The sequence below is a fragment of the Chryseobacterium sp. TB1-D10 genome (assembly GCF_059803555.1).
In genome coordinates, this window is record NZ_JAPFHB010000003.1 from 197,427 (window position 1) to 217,040 (window position 19,614).

Consider the following 19,614-nt stretch of genomic DNA (forward strand, 5'->3'; position numbering starts at 1 on the left):
TTTTCTATGGAAGTAGAAGAGATCCGTGAATATTGTTTAAACAAGAAAGCTGTAACAGAAGCTTTTCCCTTCGATCAGGAAACGTTGGTCTTCAAGATTGGTGGGAAAATATTTGTTTTTCTACCGATTGAAACACATCCTGCAACATTTTCCGCAAAAGCCGATCCAGAATGGAGTGAAGAATTACGCGAAAAATATCATCAGATCAACGGCGCTTTTCATCTTAACAAAACCCATTGGAATTCAGTTATTTGTGAAGGATTGAAACAAGATTTGATTTTTAAATTGATCGATCATTCTTACGATTTGGTTTTCAAATCTTTGACTAAGAAAATAAAAGAAGAAATCAATAATTCTTAAAACTGAAATTCTTCAGTCAATCTTTTATCCAGATCCAACTTTTCAATCAGTTTTTCCAAACCTTCGAATTCGATCTCGTCGTGAAGATAATCCCTGAATTTTACAGTGATTTCTTTATCATAAATATCTTGGTCGAAATCCAAAATATAAACTTCTGTATGTAAAGTTTGACTTTCGTTATCGACTGTTGGATTTGTTCCGATGCTCAACATTCCTTTATAGAACTGATTATTAATCCAAACTTCTACAATATAAGCACCGCTTTTCGGAAGTAGTTTATTGATGGGAACATCAATATTTGCTGTTGGATAACCAATTGTTCTGCCAAGCTTTTTCCCGTGAATCACTTTTCCGGTCAAAGGATAATTATAACCCAACATTTCGTTAGCACCCTTGATTCTGCCTTCTGACAAAGCCATTCTGATCTTTGTAGAACTAATGTTCAAATCATTCTGTTGAACTGCTTCCAATTGATTCACTTTGAAATCTAATTCAGTTGAAAGTGATTTTAATAATTCGAAATTTCCACTTTTATTTTTACCAAAAGTATGGTCGTGACCAATGATAATATGTTTTACATTAAGTTTATCAACCAAAACCTGTTCACAAAATTCAATTCCTGTCAGATTTCTGAATTCTTCATCAAAAGTTTTAAGGAAAATATTCTGAATTCCGCTTTTTTCAAGCAATTCCAGCTTTTCTTCCAGTGTATTCAACATTTTTACATTGTCATCCGGATTAAGAAATTTTCTTGGATGCGGCCAGAAACTTAGAATTGCAGATTCCAGATTTTCCTTTTCTGCAATTTCATTTAAAGTATTAATGATTGATAAATGCCCAAGATGAACGCCGTCAAACATTCCTAATGATAATGCCAGTGGGGTTTTGGAGTGATATTCTTTAAAATCGCTGATGATTTTCAATTGCTGAAATTTTTTGACAAAAATTGGTGCGTTTTGTCCGGCTAAAATTACACCTAAATATGGTGTCTGAAATTGTCATGCAAATATGATAAAAATCTTTTTTTCTGACAATGCAGTTCTACAAAGTTTTATTATCTTTGCGCACAAGTAAAAATTTAGTAATGGCAAACCAAATTAAAGGAAAAATTTCACAAATTATTGGACCAGTTATCGATGTGGTCTTTAATGAAGTTGAACAATTACCAAACATATATGACGCTCTGGAAATCATCAAAAGCAACGGCGAAAAAGTTGTTTTGGAGGTTGAGCAGCACATTGGCGAGGACGTTGTAAGATGTATCGCGATGGATGCTACAGACGGTCTTCAAAGAGGACAGGAAGTTCTTGGAACAGGTCAGCAGATCACAATGCCAGTTGGAGAAGGCGTAAACGGACGTCTATTCAACGTTGTTGGTGATGCTATCGATGGTCTTCCGAACTTGTCAAGAGAAGGAGGTTTGCCAATCCACAGAGAAGCACCAAAATTTGACCAGTTGACGACTTCAGCAGAAGTTCTTTTCACTGGTATCAAAGTAATCGATTTGATTGAGCCTTATGCAAAAGGAGGTAAAATTGGATTGTTTGGTGGAGCAGGTGTTGGAAAAACAGTATTGATTCAGGAATTAATCAACAATATTGCAAAAGGTCACGGTGGTCTTTCCGTATTCGCAGGAGTAGGAGAAAGAACAAGAGAAGGAAACGACCTTTTGAGAGAGATGCTGGAATCAGGCATTATCAAATACGGAGACGAGTTTATGCACTCTATGGAAAATGGAGGTTGGGATCTTTCCAAAGTTGATCTGGAAGAAATGAAAGATTCAAAAGCAGCTTTCGTTTTCGGACAGATGAACGAACCGCCAGGAGCAAGAGCTAGAGTAGCACTTTCTGGTTTGACATTGGCAGAATATTACAGAGACGGTGGCGAAAGCGGACAAGGTAGAGATGTATTGTTCTTTGTGGATAACATTTTCCGTTTTACACAGGCTGGTTCTGAGGTGTCTGCACTTCTTGGTCGTATGCCTTCAGCGGTAGGTTATCAGCCGACATTGGCATCTGAAATGGGTGCGATGCAGGAGAGAATTACTTCTACAAAAAATGGTTCAATTACTTCAGTACAAGCGGTTTACGTACCTGCGGATGATTTAACGGATCCGGCTCCGGCTACAACGTTTGCTCACTTGGATGCAACAACTGTATTGGACAGAAAAATTGCTTCATTAGGTATTTACCCGGCGGTAGATCCATTGGCTTCTACGTCAAGAATCTTGGCTCCGGAAATCATTGGAGATGAACATTATGATTGTGCACAAAGAGTAAAAGAAATTCTTCAGAGATACAAAGCATTGCAGGATATTATTGCGATTCTTGGTATGGAAGAACTTTCTGAGGAAGATAAACTGGTAGTTTACAGAGCTAGAAAAGTTCAGAGATTCTTGTCTCAGCCTTTCCACGTTGCTGAGCAGTTTACAGGTCTTAAAGGATCATTGGTAGATATCAAAGATACCATCAAAGGTTTCAATATGATCATCGATGGAGAGTTGGATCAGTATCCGGAATCAGCTTTCAACTTGAAAGGAACTATCGAAGAAGCTATCGCAGCAGGACAAAAATTGTTAGCTGAGAACGCTTAAGAAATTTTAAATGTTAAATTTTAGATTTTAGACTGAATTGGAATAATTTATAATTTAAAATCTACAATCTATAATTTCATAAAAATGAATATAAAAATTTTAACTCCGGAATTTGTAATCTTTGATGGCGAGGTTGAATCCGTTCTTCTTCCAGGAAAAAGCGGGCAATTCCAAATATTTAAAAATCACGCAGCGATTGTCTCTGCTTTGGTTGGTGGAAAAGTGAAGATCTACACTGATAAAGTTGGTTCTTCCTACCAAAAATACCTTACCAAAGAAACAGAAGCTAAAAGCGCTTACTCTTACCAGATCAAAAGTGGTGTTTTAGAATTCAACAATGATAAAGGAATTATTCTTTGCGAGTAAATTTCTAATTCATATAAATCAAAATCCCGAGAAGTAATTTTCGGGATTTTTTGTTTTATAAGTTTGTGAATATTGATTTGGGCAGCTTTTTCCGCCTTCCGTTCCCAATTTTTTTGCCTTCGCTTTTCCAGCTACAAAAAAGGATTTCCACTCAAGTCGGGCTGCAGCTTCGCAAAGTTGAACATTTGTCTTTAAATTCAACTATTTATTATTTATTTAAATTTCCAGGTCAATAAAAACAAAATTTTGTCATTCCGTAGGAAACCTAACGAAGTGGTTCGACGAAGTCAATCTCGACAGTTTAGAATCCTGCGGAATGACAAATAAAACGTTATCTTTATTTTATATTATAAACTCAAAATAACCCCATTTTCCTTCAACTGCTGAATAGGTTTCGAAAACCAGAACAATTCAAAATCTTCAAAGTTATTTTCAAAATCAGTTTTAAGTTGCAGCAAACTCAATTTTTTTCCATTTTCGATGGAATTTTCATTTAGAATTCTAATCAGCCAATGCGCTTGTTCTTTATCCAATTCTATTTTCAAAATATTGGTTTTCAAATGAAAAGTTAATTGTGATAATTCCCAGGAGTTTCCTTTTTTAGTTTTAACAAAATCTTCAGCAATCACATTTTTCTCCAGGAAAACAACTTTGGAATTCGGTTTAAAATTAAAATTTTCATCTTCCAAAAGTGAGTCGTGGATATAATCAGGGTGAATCGTAGTTCTCGGAATTTTAAAATCAAACCAACTTTGCAACGGCATTTCAAAATTGATTCCGTGCATATAATTGAACAACGATTTCTTCAATCCAAAACTGAATTTGCTATGGTCAATTCCTGTTTTGTCAGTAAAATCAATATCATTATTTGCAAATAAAATCTCTTGTTTCACTGGAACCACGCCATATTCTTCAGGATTAATGCCAACAGGTGAGTGCGCTGTCATCGCAAACTGATGCCAAAATCCACTTTGTAAAATTCCCATTTCAAATAGCTGCCGTACCATTTCCAAAGAATCAACCGTTTCCTGAACTGTCTGAGTCGGATAGCCATACATCAAATAAGCGTGAACCATAATTCCGGATTCGGTAAAATTTCTTGTCACTCTCGCAACCTGATCTATGGAAACACCTTTGTCAATTAACTTTAATAATCGGTCACTCGCAACTTCCAATCCACCAGAAACAGCAACGCAACCCGATATTTTTAAAATGAAACAAAGATCCTGAGTGAAACTTTTTTCAAATCTAATATTGGTCCACCAAGTCACAACTAGATTTCTTCTTAGAATTTCCAAAGCCACTTCGCGCATCAAAGCTGGAGGCGCGGCTTCATCCACAAAATGGAATCCGGTTTCGCCAGTTGTTGCAATCAGTTCTTCCATTCGATCAACCAGAATTTTTGCGGAAACTGGCTCGTAAAGTCTGATGTAATCCAGGGAAATATCGCAGAAAGTACATTTTCCCCAATAGCAACCGTGCGCCATTGTGAGCTTGTTCCATCTGCCATCGCTCCATAAACTGTGCATTGGATTGGCAATTTCAATGACGGAAATATATTTATCTAATTGCAGGTCAGAATAATCCGGTGTTCCAACTTGTGCTTGTTTGTAATCGTGTTTTGTGGAATTATTTTTATAAATGACTTCCTCGTTTTCAATTAAGAAAGTTCTTTTTAATTCTGAATTTTCAGTTTTGTTATGGACACTTTTATAGACCAATTCCAAAGGTAATTCGCCGTCATCCAAAGTAATAAAATCAATGAACTCGAAAACCCTTTTGTCTTTGACTTCTCTTAGTTCCGTATTTGGAAAACCGCCGCCCATCGCAGTTTTGATGTGTAGATAATTTTCTTTGATAAATTTAGCACATCTAAAAGCAGAATATAGATTCCCGGGAAAAGGAACTGAAAAACAAACCAATTTTGGCTGTACTAATTCTAGTTTTTCGCGAAGAATATTCAAAGTGAAATCATCTATAAAAGTCTGATTATCATTCAATTTAAAATATAATTCATCAAAGGAATTTGCACTTTTCCCCAAGCGTTCTGCATATCTGCTGAAACCAAAATCCGAATCTACATTTTCAACAATATAATCAGAAAGATCTTCGAGATATAGAGTTGCCAAATGTTTTGCTTTATCCTGCAAACCCATATTTCCAAAAGCGAATTCCATATCATCCAATTGGTTGAACCGGGAAGCTTCCGGAAGAAAATTCATTGAACAAATTTGTCGCGCTAAAGTTGGATTTTTATTTTGAAGAAAGAGAATAACCTGATCTATAGTTTTAATATATTCATCTCGTAAAGCGAAGATTCGTTGCGAGTTTTCAGAAATATTTGTAAGATCGATGTCTTTGGAAAAAACCTTTTGAATGCCTTTTTTTGAAAACAACTGCAAAATCACTTCAATCCCCAAATCGATCTGATAGCATAATATATTTTTGGTATTCAAAAAACCTTTGATATAAGCCGTCGCGGGATAAGGCGTGTTGAGTTGCGTGAAAGGAGGCGTGATAAGAAGAATATCTTTCAAAAGAGATTTTTTGCAAAGATAAGATTTATAAAGTTTGAATATTGGTGACCTTACCAAGAATCGAACTTGGATCTAAAGTTTAGGAAACTTCTATTCTATCCGTTGAACTATAAGGCCAATATTGGATTTAAAAATAATTAATTTTCGTAAGTCTCAAAAGTGCCGTCTTTATAAAAAAATACAATTCTTTTGATGTTTTTATTTTTTGTATCCGGTTTTTGAGCTGTTTTTTCTAATGGCTGAGAATTGGATAAAATATTTTTTTCTGGGATTGGTTCGGAAATATTTGATTCTCGCAGTTTTGATTTTTCTACTTTATCTTCACTTTCTGTGAATCCGAAATTCTCATCATTAATTAAAGAAAATAAATCGGGTAAAGATGTTTTTTTCTTTTCAACGATTTCAGTTTTTTCTTCGGCCGGCTCTGGAACTTTATCTGAGATTAGCATTTCACCTTCGCCATTGATAAGCCAATCCCACTCGAATTTTGGGAAAGCAGTTTTTATTTTCGTGATAAAATCAAGAGAAGGTTTGTTCCGGCCAGAAATAATATGAGAAATACTAGAACGTTGCACGCCAATTTCCTCAGCAAATTCTGCAGGTGTCATTTCTGAATATTCGATTACTTTTGTAATTCTATTGGTAAATTCCATATTACAAATGTAATAATATTATAATTAATTAAGATTACATCTGTAATAATTGTAATTTACTTTTGTAAAATAATTATTTATATTTTAATTAACTGTTAATCAATATCTTATAATATCTTAAATGATCAATTGTGGAAAACTTTGAAATTGATTATCACAACTGTGGAAAACTTATAATCTCTCTTTTACAAACTTTTTGTTGTGGATATCTTCTCAAAAGCGGCAAATGGGAGGGTGCTAGTTATTAAATTAGTAAGCCATTTTAAATCTGAAATAGTATTCGATTTTCCTTTTTTGGACGAATAATTATTAAGAATTACCATTAAATTCAATGATATTATAAACTCCATTTTGAAATTTTTTCCACTTGTAAGTGCAGATTTCCCCAAACTCACAGGTGCTTTTCGCAATTACATTTTGATAATATGTTTATTGATGATATAAGCGACGATGAGCGTTTTCAGTTATATTTCTCGATGTTAAGATTCTGTTTGAACTTCCTTTTCCGGAAATATTAGGGACATAACGATACTTAAAAACAATATCGATACAATCACAATAAGAGAATGTGAAGTTGTAAATCCAAGATAATCCAGGTAATGATGAAAGATCATCTTGAGACCGATAAATGTAAGTAACGCGGCTAAACCAATTTTTAGAAATCTGAATTTACTCACAATGCCAGCCAGCAAAAAGAACATGGATCGAAGTCCGATAATAGCGAAAATATTTGAGAAAAATACGATGTAGGGATCTTTTGTAATTGAGAAAATAGCTGGTATACTGTCAACAGCGAATATTAAATCTGTAAATTCTACAATAATCAAAACCAAAAATAATGGTGTGATCTTTCTGATTCCATCAATGACTACAAAGAATTTACTGCCCACAAACTGGTTGTGTACCTTGAAATGTTTCTGAGCAAATTTCACAACAGGATGATGCTGCGGATCGATTTCATCATCTTTATTTCTCTCTATATACATTTTGATGCCTGTATATATCAGGAAGGCGCCAAAAACATACATAATCCATTCAAACTTCTGGATCAAAGCAGCTCCTATAAAGATAAAAAGGAATCTCATTACAATTGCTCCAAAAATTCCCCAGAACAAAACCCGATGATAATTTCTAGGTGCAACACCGAATCCACTGAAGACTAAAAGAATTACAAAAATATTATCTATTGAAAGTGCATATTCCACAACATATCCGGTAAGAAACTCAAGTCCCAGATTCTTATCATAAAGCTTGATGCTGTGTTCCAAGTCTCCAGGAATTATTTTAACCGGGTGTTTATGTTTGATGATAATTTCCTGTAGTTTTTCTATACTATCTATTCCGTGGATTAGATGACCATAATGGGTAAGCAATATATAAAACCCCAAGGACAGTAGAATTATAAAGACACTCATAAATCCCGCTTGTTTCAAAGAAACTGCTGCGTCTTTTTTGTTGAAAATTCCCAGATCGAGTAGGAGTAGTGTGACAATAAAGATTAAAAATCCTGACAGGAATAAGATCTCGTTGTTCATTTGTTAGTAATTGTAACAAAAATAGGGAATTAATTAAGAAATAAGCATTTATACATTTGTAAAATAAATAAAAATTCGTCAAAAAAATGTTTAATAATTTGACGAACAAATGGCCTCAATACCTAAAATCAGCTATTAAAGTAAATTTAAAAATTAGCTTCAATTAAATTATATAAAATACTGATATTAGATACTTTACAATATAAAAATATCGATAATGCAATCCACAAAAAAATCAACAGACAAATTGACATTTGAGATTGTTTGAACATTTTACAAATGTAACGGTGGTTAATTAGGATTAAATGTTATTTTTGTGACAAATCAAACCAAATAGAAATGACTAATAGTTTTCCTTATTCTCAAAATGCTGATTTCCCTAATCGCTATATTTCCCCTGAAAAATTATTTTCTTACTTACAGGACAATTACAGCAATCTTATCCAAGAGATAGGAAAGTCTAGTTTGGGTAAACCTATTTATATGTTGACCTTAGGAAATGGGAATATCAAAGTTGCAGCCTGGTCCCAGATGCATGGAAATGAATCGACTGCTACGCTGGCAATGCTTGACTTACTTTCAATATTTGATAAACAACCGGAACTCAGTGAAAAGCTATTAGGACTGATTCAATTGGATTTTATATTTATGCTGAATCCTGATGGTTCCGAATCCTGGACCAGACGAAATGCTTATGATATAGATATCAACAGAGATTTTATCCGAGATTCAAGCAATGAAATGCGTGTTCTGAAATCTGTCATTTTGAATGGTAATTATAGTTACTTGCTAAATCTCCACGATCAGCGGACAATCTTTACGACTGACGGAATTCATCCGGCAACCTTGTCATTTTTATCGCCATCAGAAAATATTGAAAGAGACCTGACTGAAAACCGAAAAAAAAGTATGGCGGTAATTGCGGCAGTTTATATGCAGATGAAACATATTTTGCCGAACAGGATTGCCAAATATACAGACGAATTCTATCCGACATCCAGCGGTGACAACTTTATGAAATCCGGGATTCCGTCTATTTTATTTGAAGGTGGATTTTACGAAGATGATCTTGATAGAAAAAAAACCAGAGAATATTACACACAAGCTTTGTATTTTGCTTTGAAGGCAATTTCTGTCCTAAAAGGTGATACATTGAGCTATGAAACTTATTTTGATATTCCTCAGAATAAAGAAACTCATTTTGATCTTATTTACAGAAATGTAAAGCTTAATACAGAATTCGAATGCATTATGGACATCGCCGTACAATACAGGGAAATGCTGGATGAAAATAAAAATCTGACTTATCAGCCATATGTTATTGAAGTTGGCGATCTGAATCACAAGAAAGGCTGGGAAGAAATCGACTGTACTGGAAGAAAATTTGTTTCTATCAAGAAATTTCCAAAACTGGATTCTTTGGTAGATTTTAAAATTGAATAATTTCGGCATAACAACCAAGAACAGTTTTTTTTGTATTTTTAAATAACTGTAAATCAATATTTTAAATGTTATATTTAACATAATATAAATTATAGGACTTTTTTGAAATATCATTTACAAGTGTTTTATAGCCTTCATATTCCTTTATAAATCAATATGGTATAATATTTTCTAAGCATTCTTTATATCAATATAATAATTATGAAAAACTCTTTTTTAATTCTTTCCACAGTTTTGCTTGTGATCTGCTCGTGCGAAAAAAATGACGGCAAACAGATGAATGTCGAAAACAGAAAACCCGATACACTGGCAGTTTCCGAAGACCCAAATCAAATTGCTGAAAATGAAGATGTTGATTATTGCTACATGAATGTCATTGGGAAAGATTCCATGTTTCTGTCTTATAAGATCACAAATGGAAATGTTTCAGGAAAGTTAAAATATAAAAACTTTGAAAAAGATTCCAATTCCGGTGATATTACAGGAAAAGTTGCTGGTGATACTTTGAGAGTCAATTATAAATTTACGTCTGAAGGCACTGTAAGCGAAAGAGAAATTTATTTCTTACAGGACAGCGGCGTTTTACTGGAAGGTATCGGCGAGTACGCAGATCCAAGTGCTGCGAAATTGGTTTATTCTTCTCCAAATGCCATCAATTATTCTAAAGGACAAATACTTACTCCGGCAGATTGCAAAATGATCACAGCTAAATTAAAATAAATTTTTTTCACTCTTACAGACACAAAATAAAACAGCAGCTAAAAAATTTAGCTGCTGTTCCTTTGAAAATAATATATAACTATAAAACTATAGTCTGAATAGAATGTGCCGGCGCAGAAAGTTTTGAAGATTTTCCTTCAATCCAAAGATTGAAATCTGTGTCCGCATCGCTTTCGTTCATCACCACCACTACCAGTTCCCCACTCTCGTTCAGAAAGCTGGTCGATAACAAAAAGTCTTTATTGGTAGAAGTTCCAACGCGCTGTGCATTTGGTTTTACATATTTTGAAATATGTCCGATGTAATAATATTCATAAGTGTAATGCAGTTCTTTCGTTTTTGTATCATATATAATTGGTGCAAAACAAAAATTCCCAACGTGGTTTGGGCCACCTTTTTCGTCCAAAAGGATGTTCCAGTCTGTCCACGCAGATGTTCCTTTGTTGAAATCGTTGATCATATTTCGGCCGTATAATTCTCCTAAACTTACATCATAAATCTTTGAAAAATCAAATTGTTCTTTGCATCCTTCTGTAAAAATCAGGAATTTATCTGGAAAAGCTCTGTGCGTTTCTGCGAGATTATCAAAGAGTTGTGATTTATTATTCCAGGTTTCATACCAATGGTAACCTATTCCGGAAGCATATTTTGAAGTTTCCGGATCTTGCAAAGTAGTCGTAGCTCTCTGGTACATCAAATCTCTGTTGTGATCCCAAATAATGACTTTTTTGTCCTTATAATTGTTTTTCCAAAGTGTTGGACCCAGGTTTTCTTTCAGGAATTTTGCCTCGTCATCAGCTGTGTATAAACAAGATTCCCAAGTCTGAACGGCCATTGGTTCATTTTGGATCGTCAGTCCCCAAACCGGAATGTTTCTCTTTTCATATTCCTGAATGAACTTAACATAATAATTTGCCCAAACCTGATAATATTTGTCTAATAATTTTCCGCCTTTCAGCATATCTTTATTCGTCTTCATCCAGGCTGGCGGACTCCACGGACTGAAATAAAATCTGAAATCTTTTGGATTAATGGCTTTTTGTGCGAGTTTTATTACTGGAATTTTGTACTGTTCATCGTGCTTTACATCAAATGAATTCAGAGATTCGTCATTGTCTTTTACATAAGTGTAAGAATCGCTGGAGAAATCGCAGGAGTTCATATTTGTCCTTACAATATTATACCCTATCCCCGATTTTCCGTAGTAAGCTTCGATAAATTCCTTCTGCTTTTCTTTCGGAATTTTTGCAAAAACCTCTGCGGAAGCATCTGTAATGGCACCACCAATTCCTATCAGTTTTTGATATTTGAAATCCGGATCTACGAAAACACAAACGTCTGTTTCTTTTGGCTGAGGAAAATCTGTAAAAATAGCGTTGGCTTTCTTGGCAAATTTCTCGTTATTTTTCTGTGAAGTAATAATCACTTTTCCCTGCTTCATTCCTTTTTTCCAGTAATTCTGCGCATTTATATTTGCTGAAAGTGACAAAGCAGCAAATAAAATAATTGTCTTTTTCATTTTGTTTTTTTAATATTTGACATCAAATTTCCTACATCATTTATTTCGTTATTTCTTATAAATTCTGACATAATCTATCAGAAACATTTGCGGATATATTTTTTCATCCACACCTTCCTTTCCGCCCCAGTTCCCTCCTACTGCCTGATTCAGAATCAAATAAAATGGCTGATCAAACGGCCAGGCTTCATATTCTTTTTCAGTTTTGATGTAGGTGAAATATTTTTTGTCATCTACATACATTTCGATTTTCTCAGGTGTCCAGTCGGCTCTGTAAACGTGAAAGTTTTCGGTTGCGTCTTTGATGATAATTGTATCCGTCTTTTGAGTATTGATGATGTGATTATATTTTTTGGTATGAACCGAGCCGTGAACAAAACCTTCGTTGTAACCAACGTGTTCCATAATATCAATCTCACCATCATCCGGCCATTCTTTAAGATTTTTACTCAGCATCCAGATGGCAGGCCACGTGCCTTTTCCTTTGGGTAATTTTGCCCTGACTTCAATTGTTCCGTATTGAAAAGGAAAAGTATTTTTAGTAATTAATTTAGCTGAAGTATAATCGTTCTTCTCCCACTTTTCCTTTTTAGCTTCTATGATGAGATGGCCATTTTCTACTCTGGCATTTTCGGTTCTGTCTTTTGTATAAAACTGAAGTTCATTATTTCCGAAACCGTCGCCACCCACTTCAAATTCCCATTTCGTTGAGTTCGGCAAACCTTTATCACTGAATTCATCCTGAAATACGAGTTTACCTTTGGCGGAATTTTTATGACTGGAACAAGAGATATTCATCACTGAAATCAATGATAAAACCGATATGATTATAATTTTATTGAAATTCATTTTAGATTAATTTTAAATCTATCATTAAAAAACAAAAGTAGCGACGGCTCTTGCTGGTAGAGATGTTGCAGCGGATTTCCCATTCATTTTGATATTGAAATTCTCTGTCGCATTTCCTTCATTCAGAACAATCAATGTTGTTTTTCCGTCAGGTCTTATAAAAGCAACTGAACTAAGATTTCCCGGTTGTGTAGAAGCAATTCTCTGAGAATTCTGAGGAACAAATTTGGAAGCGTGTGCGATGATGTAATAAGCCACATTTTTTGTAAAAGCTTCACTGGTGTTGACTGTAACTGCACCTTTACACTGTGTACAGCCGCCATCTGTATGAGGATTGAATCCCGGATCATTAGCAAGATTCCATTCCAAAGCCACTTTGCTCCAGTTTCTCATAGAACCGATGATTACGTTTTTAGAATGCCACATCAAATCATCCGAAAAAGACGATGTAGAACCTGTCCATTGTTCTGTAAAATATAGATTCTTGGCAGGATAAGCCAGATGAACATTACTCAAAACAGAAATATTTCCGGCGTAAAGATGGAAAGCCGAACCGTCAACATACTTCGCTGCTTCTGCGTCTGCCAAGATTTCCATTGGATATTCCGGTTTGTCGCAATTGTGATCGTAAAGAACAATCTTCGTTGTGATATTTGCCGCCTTAAAAGCTGGCCCAAGACTATTCTTAATAAAAGCTGCCTGTTGAGAAGCTGTCATTAGCAAACTTGGATTGTTCCCCGGATGCAAAGGCTCATTCTGAGGTGTAATGGCGTCAACCGTAATTCCCTGCGCTTTCATTGCCTGAATATATTTTACGAAATATTGGGCATAAACATTATAATACTGCGGCTGAAGACTTCCGCCTATTGAACTTCCGTTGTCCTTCATCCAAACTGGTGGCGACCAAGGTGTTGCCATAATTTTGATATTTGGATTGATGGTCAAAATCTTCTTCAGCATATCAATCAAAGCCTGATCTTTTGCTAAAGAAAAATTGGCAAGTGCAACATCCGTTTGTCCAGCCGGCATATCGTCATAAGAAAAAAAGGTACTGTTAAGATCCGATGCGCCAATGCTTAATCTAATGTAATTTACTGCGATAGCATTCTCTTTATCAGAAAAAAGGTCTTGCAAAAGTTCCTCTTTCTTGGTTGCTGATAATTGATTGATTACTTGAACACTTCCACCAGTTAACGTGTAACCGAAGCCATCAATCATTTGATATTTTTGAGTTGCATCTACATCCAGAGTTTGATAATTATTAGCTGCATTATTAAAAAAAATATCATTTTGCTTTTGAAGCTTTGTGGATTCGTCTGCTTTGGTGAGCCAAAAACTCGCCGATGCATAATTACCATTGTTACCTCCGTCTGTTGGTGGATTGGTAGTTGTCTGCTCATCAACTGTGCTGCTTTGACAGAACAGAAGCGAAAAAATTGTGATCCCGAAGAAAAACATTTTATTTGGGAATACGTTTGATTTTGTAAACATTTTCATAAAATTTGTGATCATCCTTACTATTCATTTTAAGAAAAATTGTCCTGAAATTGTGTTTCCATTACAGCTTTTCCTTTTTTGAAAAATTGTGTGAAGATCTTTGTTAATATTAATAAAAATGAAAGAGGTTGTTGAGAACCTCTTTCACCTAAGAAAATATGATAAGAAAAAATTAGTTAATTCCGCGGAATTCTATATTGGTAATAGAAATACCGTCTTTCATGTCATTACCACCGGATCTGATGGCAAAATAAGCTACACCAGTCTGAGTTGCTACGAAAGTTCCGGTAGGATTATTAGAATTGGTAGAACCAACACTAGATATTTTTCCGTTGAATGCAGAAGTACCACTGCCAGCCCATGTATTAATACCTCTCAGCCATGTAGAATCATTTCCGTCTCCTGTGTAATCAGTATTTGCAGTTGGTTTTGTATATCCGACGTAGATTTCAAACCACGAATCTGCAACACCTTTTGAGCTTACAACAGCATCAGCTTTGTACTTACGCCCTGCTACTACATTTACTGCTTGGTACATTACATTTCTTTCCCAACCTTTTGCAACAAAGGTGGCTTTTCCATCTGCGAAAGTCCAAAGAGCCGTTCCTGAAGGATTAGGAAAAGCAAGACTCCATTTTGCTACATCGGCAGCATCCATAAATTTGCCGCCCTGAATCATATTACCTGCAGCAGGATCGGATTTATCAACTTTCACAGTTTGGCTGGCTGTTCCAGCAACAATTCCTCCTTGACCTACGATCTGATGTTGGATATTGTAAGTTCCTTCATCTGGAATAAACACGTCATAAGTATTTGGACCTGTACCAAATCCGCCTCCATCACCTAGATCCCATTTTGATGAGATATAATTATTATTAGAAGAAGAAAGTCTATAATGATTTTCCGAAGTTTTTGTTACTGTAAAAGAAGCGTCTGTACTTGTTGGTGTAAGACCGTTGCCATCTCCGTCAACTGTATCGGGAACGCAGGAAAACGCTAATGCCGATAACCCAAAAAGTATTGAATATTTAAAATAGTTTTTCATAATTAGTTATTGTAATTAGGATTTTGTTTTAAAATTGTACCAGTTAATTCTGTAAGCGGGATTGGCATTATCTCATTTTTTCCAGCTACGAAACCTTTGCTGGAAAGTTTGCTTGCAGCCTCGCCCCATCTTACCAAATCAAAGAATCTGTGACCTTCGCCAACAAGCTCTCTTCTTCTTTCATCTTTTACTGCCTGCAACGAAACTGGAACTGGAGAAAGTCCAACTCTTGCTCTCACAGCATCCAACAATGCTTGAGCTCTGCTGCCTGTACCGCCTAAAGCTTCTGCTTCCATCAAATAGGTGTCAGCAAGTCTAATGAGAATATAATTTTGACGGTAGTTCAATTCCTGAGAACCTGGTAAATTAGTTAGCATATACGTTCTAGGCATATATTTGTATAGGAAATAACCAGTGTCCATATAAGCTGGTGAGTAATCTGCTTTATTTTCTAGCTTTAATTGAGCCATATTCAAGATGGTTGCATCTCTTCTCGGATCATTTTGCATAAAATTATAAAGGTCAGTAGTAATGGTATTGAAAGCCCAACCTGAAACAAGATCAGGTGCATCACTTGTTTTCTTGTTATACGATCTAGGTGCGGTCATGATACAGATAGAATTTCCTTCATCGTTACCTTGTCCCCAGAAACTCCAGTCAGAATTCGCTTTGTTGGTATGCATCACTTCTATAATAGATTCGGAGCTGAACTTGTATGGGTCTGTAGCTTCAGTTACTGGCGCAGATTTGAATAGATCAGCAAAATTGGCTACCAATTTGTACCCGTACTGACTGGTTCCACCAGGTGTTCCATTGACGTCAGCAAGTTGTGCAGCAGCTTCTGCTTTTTTATTTTCATAAAGAAAAACCTTACCGAGTAATGCTTTCGCCGCTCCTTGTGTTAGACGGCCTTTCTGATCACTCGTTACTGTCATCGGCAAATCAGGAATTGCTTGAGTCAGATCCGCCTCAATTTGAGCATAAATAGCTGATGGAGCAACTTGAGGTACATTAAAAAGATCATCAGTAGCTGAAAATGGTTTTAATATTAAAGGAATATTTCCGAAAATACGTACCAAATCAAAATAATATAAAGCACGAAGCGTCTTTGCTTCTGCAATAAATCTGCTTTTTGTAGCCTCGTTCATTACTGCAGCAGGAGCTCTAAGGACTAGAGTATTGGCTCTATTAATTCCCTGATAGTAGTCTCTCCAATAGCTAGCTGGCATTGTATTTTGATTGATTTGAAAACTGGAAGCACCTTGAATTCCCGCTCCGTCTGTTGCGCTACCTCCTCCTGCATAAAAATCATCTGATGCCGCATTGTAGAATGTCACTAAGTTTTCAAATCCTCCAGCATATTTTCTCATGGGATCGTAGGTTCCAACAAGAGCAAAAAATACCTCTTGCTCATTTCGGAAAAAGTTATCAGATAAGAACGTACCTGGATTATCTTTTTCTTCCAGATCAGCATCAGTACAAGACACATTCATTGCAGATAAACCTACAAGTAAGGATGCTGCAAATGTTATTTTTAAGAATTTATTTTTCATTTTATTTATTTTAGAAAGTTACATTAGCACCAAACATAAATGTTTTTGCTTGTGGATAAAAAGCTCTGTCAATTCCAAATGAATCTCCCGCTGCAATTTCTGGATCATAACCAGTATATTTTGTGAATGTGAAAAGATTTTCACCAGTCACAAAAAGTCTAAGCTTGCTCACACCGAAATTCTGAGTCATATCTTGTGGAAGTGTATATCCAATTTGCACAAGTTTAATACGGAAGTAATCTCCTTTCTGCAAATACCAATCGGACATTCTTGAGTAGTTTTTATTAGGATCATCTCTAGTTACTCTCGGATTAACATTCGTTGAGCCTTCCCCGGTCCATCTATCCAAAATCTTGGTTTGGTAGTTCGCATCCAACATATCTAGTCTTCTCAAACCTTGAAATATTTTATGACCTGCAGCACCTTGTCCAAATACCATTAAATCCCAATTTTTGTAGCCAAAATTTAAAGTAGCTCCAAAATTAAATTTAGGTATTGAACTTCCAAGATTTACTTTATCATTATCATCGATTACACCATCTCCATTTGAATCTTGCCATATAAAGTCACCTGGTTTTGCATTTCCTTGGTACAGTTGTCCGTTTCCATTAACATAAGCATTGATTTGTTCTTGGTTCTGGAATACGCCTAATGTTTTGAAACCATAGAACGATTTGTAAGGATCTCCGACAATTGTTCTTTGTGTAGGTCCCATGGACTGGTATCCGCTTTCATCTAAATACTTAGTTCCTGTTTCAAGGGAAAGTACCTCATTTTCATTATATGCAAAATTTGTATTCAATGAAAATGTAAAATCACTCCAGTTTTTCTTATATCCTAATTCTACTTCCACACCACGGTTCTCCATATCACCAACGTTCGCAATGTATGGTGCAGAAACACCAACATAACCAGGAATAGCGATAGGTCTTAAAATGTCAACTGTTTTTTTCTTGTAAAAATCTACTGATAAATTAACGTTACTGAACAATTTCAAATCAGCAGCAATGTTCAACTGTCTTGTAGTTTCCCATTTAAGGTCTGGATTTGCCAACGAACCTGGTGCATAACCAGTCATAACGGTATTGTTGCCATTTGTGTAATTGAATCCACCTTGAAAGAAACTTGAAAATCTGAATGCTCCAATTCCGTCATTACCTAAACTTCCGAAACCTCCTCTGAATTTCAAACTATTAACAATATTATTTTGAGGCCAGAAACTTTCATTGTTAACATTCCATCCTAATGAGAAAGATGGGAAAACACCCCAGTGATGGTTGGCACCGAAAAGTGAAGATCCATCGTAACGCAAAGTTCCAGTGAAAAGATATCTGTTATCATAATCATAAATCAAACGTCCAAAATATGAGGCCTTATTCCATTCTACATTATCCCAAGCACCAGATGTTCTGTTTTCTGCAGGCAATGTAAAGTTGAATGAAGCATCTTGATAACTACTGATTGGAAGGTTTGTATGCGTAATTGTTTGACCATTTCCGATATTGTAGTCATAATACCCAGTTCCTATCAAAGCATTAATACTGTGTTGACCAAATTTGTTTTGATAGTTTAAAGTATTCTCCATACTCCATTCAAATTTGTTTTGAGAAGTACGGCTTAAACTGTTATTCACAAGATTACTGTAGGTGGGACTTAAGTAGAATAAAGGAGTAAATCCTTGATTGCCCCAATATGCCTTTTTACCATTCAGAGACGATTTGAAGGTAAAATGATTTAAGAATTTTATTTCTGCAAAAACACTTGCAATAAAATTATCAGACCAGTTAAAGTTTCCAAGTTGAGTGTATCTGAAAGCTTTTGGATTAGACATCTCCTGATTCACGTACGGAGAAATTCCGTATGGATTTCCATTTTCATCTCTAATGATATTTGCATTAGAGTACATATTCGCATCTACAGTTGATAAATCCGTAACAACTACAGGAGTTGTTGGATCAAGATTAACTGCAGAACTGATTGGTCCCCCAAATTCTCCATTAGCATTAATACCCTGATCTTTTTGATGTGTGTATGCAAATGTTTGTCCCAAAGTTAACCAATCAGTTACCTTATGAGTTGAATTAAGTCTGGCAGTAAGTCTTTTGTAATAAGAAATATCGCTCATCACAATACCAGTTTGGTCGTAGTATCCAAATGATCCAAAGAATGTAGATTTCTCGCTACCTCCCTGAATGCTAATTTCTTGATTTTGGCGTTCTCCGGTGCTAAAAATCTGTTTCTGCCAATCTGTACCGACACCTAAAGATGAGGGGTTTTGGAATCTAATAGCTTTTCCATCATTAGCAAAGCCCTCATTAATTATTGTTGCATACTGAGTAGCGTTTAACAAATCTAGTTTTCTTGCAGCATTACTAAATCCATAAAATCCGTTATAAGATAAAGTTAGACTACCCTTTTTTCCCTTTTTAGTAGTAACCAATATTACACCTCTAGCTGCAGAAACACCATAGATTGCAGAAGAAGCACCATCTTTAAGAACTTCAATACTTTCTATATCAGATTGATTTAGCCACCCTATTCCATCAACCACAATCCCATCAACTACCCATAAAGGATCGTTATTTGATGAATAACTGGTAACACCTCTTACACGAATGGTTGCGTTAGAACCAGGCTGTCCTGAATTTGAAATAACATTTACACCTGCAGCCCTACCTTGTAAAACTTGCTCCGGTCTTCCTGCAGGAATGTTTTCAATATCAGAAGCTTTGATACTTGCAATTGCTCCGGTCACGTTACTTTTTTTCTGAGTTCCGTAACCAATGACAACAACTTCTTCGATGGTTTTCTCCTTAGAAGCTGTGTCACTTACCTGCTGCGCGGAGTAGTTGGCCGTAAAGTAAAGAACAGCTGCTAATCCGAGACATTTTGAATACTTTAAGTTCATATTTTAATTAATTTTTTGTTAATCTCAAACTGAGAC

16 protein-coding genes and 1 tRNA gene are annotated in these 19,614 nt (G+C 35.5%); 5 read left to right on the plus strand and 12 right to left on the minus strand.

Annotated features, from left to right (window positions below; genetic code table 11):
* Positions 1 to 6 precede the first annotated feature (6 nt).
* Positions 7 to 360, plus strand: coding sequence for an MmcQ/YjbR family DNA-binding protein (locus tag OPU68_RS05415; RefSeq protein WP_498472984.1), 354 nt, complete (start codon positions 7 to 9; stop codon positions 358 to 360).
* On the opposite strand, the gene OPU68_RS05420 is transcribed toward OPU68_RS05415, so the two are convergent.
* Positions 357 to 1,283 carry a bifunctional riboflavin kinase/FAD synthetase gene (locus OPU68_RS05420; RefSeq protein WP_498472985.1) on the minus strand — a complete coding sequence of 309 codons (927 nt, stop codon included), beginning with the start codon at positions 1,281 to 1,283 and terminating at the stop codon, positions 357 to 359. The genes OPU68_RS05415 and OPU68_RS05420 overlap by 4 nt on opposite strands.
* Before the next feature lie 161 nt (positions 1,284 to 1,444).
* Between OPU68_RS05420 and atpD the strand changes: the two genes are divergently transcribed.
* Positions 1,445 to 2,953, plus strand: a complete 1,509-nt coding sequence (atpD, locus tag OPU68_RS05425; protein ID WP_498472986.1) for a F0F1 ATP synthase subunit beta — start codon at positions 1,445 to 1,447, stop codon at positions 2,951 to 2,953.
* Positions 2,954 to 3,037: 84 nt separating this feature from the next.
* Complete coding sequence (locus OPU68_RS05430) at positions 3,038 to 3,319, plus strand: FoF1 ATP synthase subunit delta/epsilon (protein ID WP_498472987.1); 282 nt, start codon at positions 3,038 to 3,040, stop codon at positions 3,317 to 3,319.
* A gap of 18 nt (positions 3,320 to 3,337) precedes the next feature.
* Here OPU68_RS05430 and OPU68_RS05435 read toward each other — a convergent pair whose 3' ends face one another.
* From OPU68_RS05435 to OPU68_RS05455, 5 genes are all read right to left on the minus strand, one after another.
* Positions 3,338 to 3,520 carry a hypothetical protein gene (locus tag OPU68_RS05435; protein WP_498472988.1) on the minus strand — a complete coding sequence of 61 codons (183 nt, stop codon included), beginning with the start codon at positions 3,518 to 3,520 and terminating at the stop codon, positions 3,338 to 3,340.
* 146 nt (positions 3,521 to 3,666) lie between these two features.
* Complete coding sequence (locus tag OPU68_RS05440; protein WP_498472989.1) at positions 3,667 to 5,856, minus strand: B12-binding domain-containing radical SAM protein; 2,190 nt, start codon at positions 5,854 to 5,856, stop codon at positions 3,667 to 3,669.
* Positions 5,857 to 5,898: 42 nt separating this feature from the next.
* A tRNA-Arg gene (locus OPU68_RS05445) sits at positions 5,899 to 5,973 on the minus strand.
* A 20-nt stretch (positions 5,974 to 5,993) separates the two neighbouring features.
* Positions 5,994 to 6,509 (minus strand): helix-turn-helix domain-containing protein, encoded by a 516-nt coding sequence (locus OPU68_RS05450; RefSeq protein WP_498472990.1) that lies wholly within the window; start codon positions 6,507 to 6,509, stop codon positions 5,994 to 5,996.
* Between the two features lie 479 nt (positions 6,510 to 6,988).
* Positions 6,989 to 8,044 carry a TerC/Alx family metal homeostasis membrane protein gene (locus tag OPU68_RS05455; protein ID WP_498472991.1) on the minus strand — a complete coding sequence of 352 codons (1,056 nt, stop codon included), beginning with the start codon at positions 8,042 to 8,044 and terminating at the stop codon, positions 6,989 to 6,991.
* A 339-nt stretch (positions 8,045 to 8,383) separates the two neighbouring features.
* Between OPU68_RS05455 and OPU68_RS05460 the strand changes: the two genes are divergently transcribed.
* Both OPU68_RS05460 and OPU68_RS05465 read left to right on the plus strand, forming a co-directional pair.
* On the plus strand, positions 8,384 to 9,487 hold the full coding sequence (locus tag OPU68_RS05460; protein WP_498472992.1) for a M14 family zinc carboxypeptidase: 1,104 nt from the start codon (positions 8,384 to 8,386) through the stop codon (positions 9,485 to 9,487).
* Between the two features lie 201 nt (positions 9,488 to 9,688).
* Positions 9,689 to 10,207 carry a hypothetical protein gene (locus tag OPU68_RS05465; protein WP_498472993.1) on the plus strand — a complete coding sequence of 173 codons (519 nt, stop codon included), beginning with the start codon at positions 9,689 to 9,691 and terminating at the stop codon, positions 10,205 to 10,207.
* A 79-nt stretch (positions 10,208 to 10,286) separates the two neighbouring features.
* Here the strand turns inward: OPU68_RS05465 and OPU68_RS05470 are convergent, their stop codons facing one another.
* The 6 genes from OPU68_RS05470 to OPU68_RS05495 all read right to left on the minus strand — a co-directional run bounded on the left by OPU68_RS05470 (position 10,287) and on the right by OPU68_RS05495 (position 19,578).
* Positions 10,287 to 11,726 (minus strand): glycoside hydrolase family 30 protein, encoded by a 1,440-nt coding sequence (locus OPU68_RS05470; protein ID WP_498472994.1) that lies wholly within the window; start codon positions 11,724 to 11,726, stop codon positions 10,287 to 10,289.
* Between the two features lie 48 nt (positions 11,727 to 11,774).
* Positions 11,775 to 12,575: a glycoside hydrolase family 16 protein gene (locus OPU68_RS05475; RefSeq protein ID WP_498472995.1), complete on the minus strand. Its 801-nt coding sequence runs from the start codon at positions 12,573 to 12,575 to the stop codon at positions 11,775 to 11,777.
* A 24-nt stretch (positions 12,576 to 12,599) separates the two neighbouring features.
* On the minus strand, positions 12,600 to 14,066 hold the full coding sequence (locus OPU68_RS05480; RefSeq protein WP_498472996.1) for a glycoside hydrolase family 30 protein: 1,467 nt from the start codon (positions 14,064 to 14,066) through the stop codon (positions 12,600 to 12,602).
* A gap of 178 nt (positions 14,067 to 14,244) precedes the next feature.
* Positions 14,245 to 15,117, minus strand: coding sequence for a hypothetical protein (locus tag OPU68_RS05485; protein ID WP_498472997.1), 873 nt, complete (start codon positions 15,115 to 15,117; stop codon positions 14,245 to 14,247).
* Between the two features lie 2 nt (positions 15,118 to 15,119).
* Complete coding sequence (locus tag OPU68_RS05490) at positions 15,120 to 16,670, minus strand: RagB/SusD family nutrient uptake outer membrane protein (protein ID WP_498472998.1); 1,551 nt, start codon at positions 16,668 to 16,670, stop codon at positions 15,120 to 15,122.
* A 10-nt stretch (positions 16,671 to 16,680) separates the two neighbouring features.
* A complete protein-coding gene (locus OPU68_RS05495) occupies positions 16,681 to 19,578 on the minus strand; it encodes a SusC/RagA family TonB-linked outer membrane protein (protein WP_498472999.1) in 2,898 nt (965 codons plus the stop codon).
* Between the last annotated feature and the right edge of the window lie 36 nt (positions 19,579 to 19,614).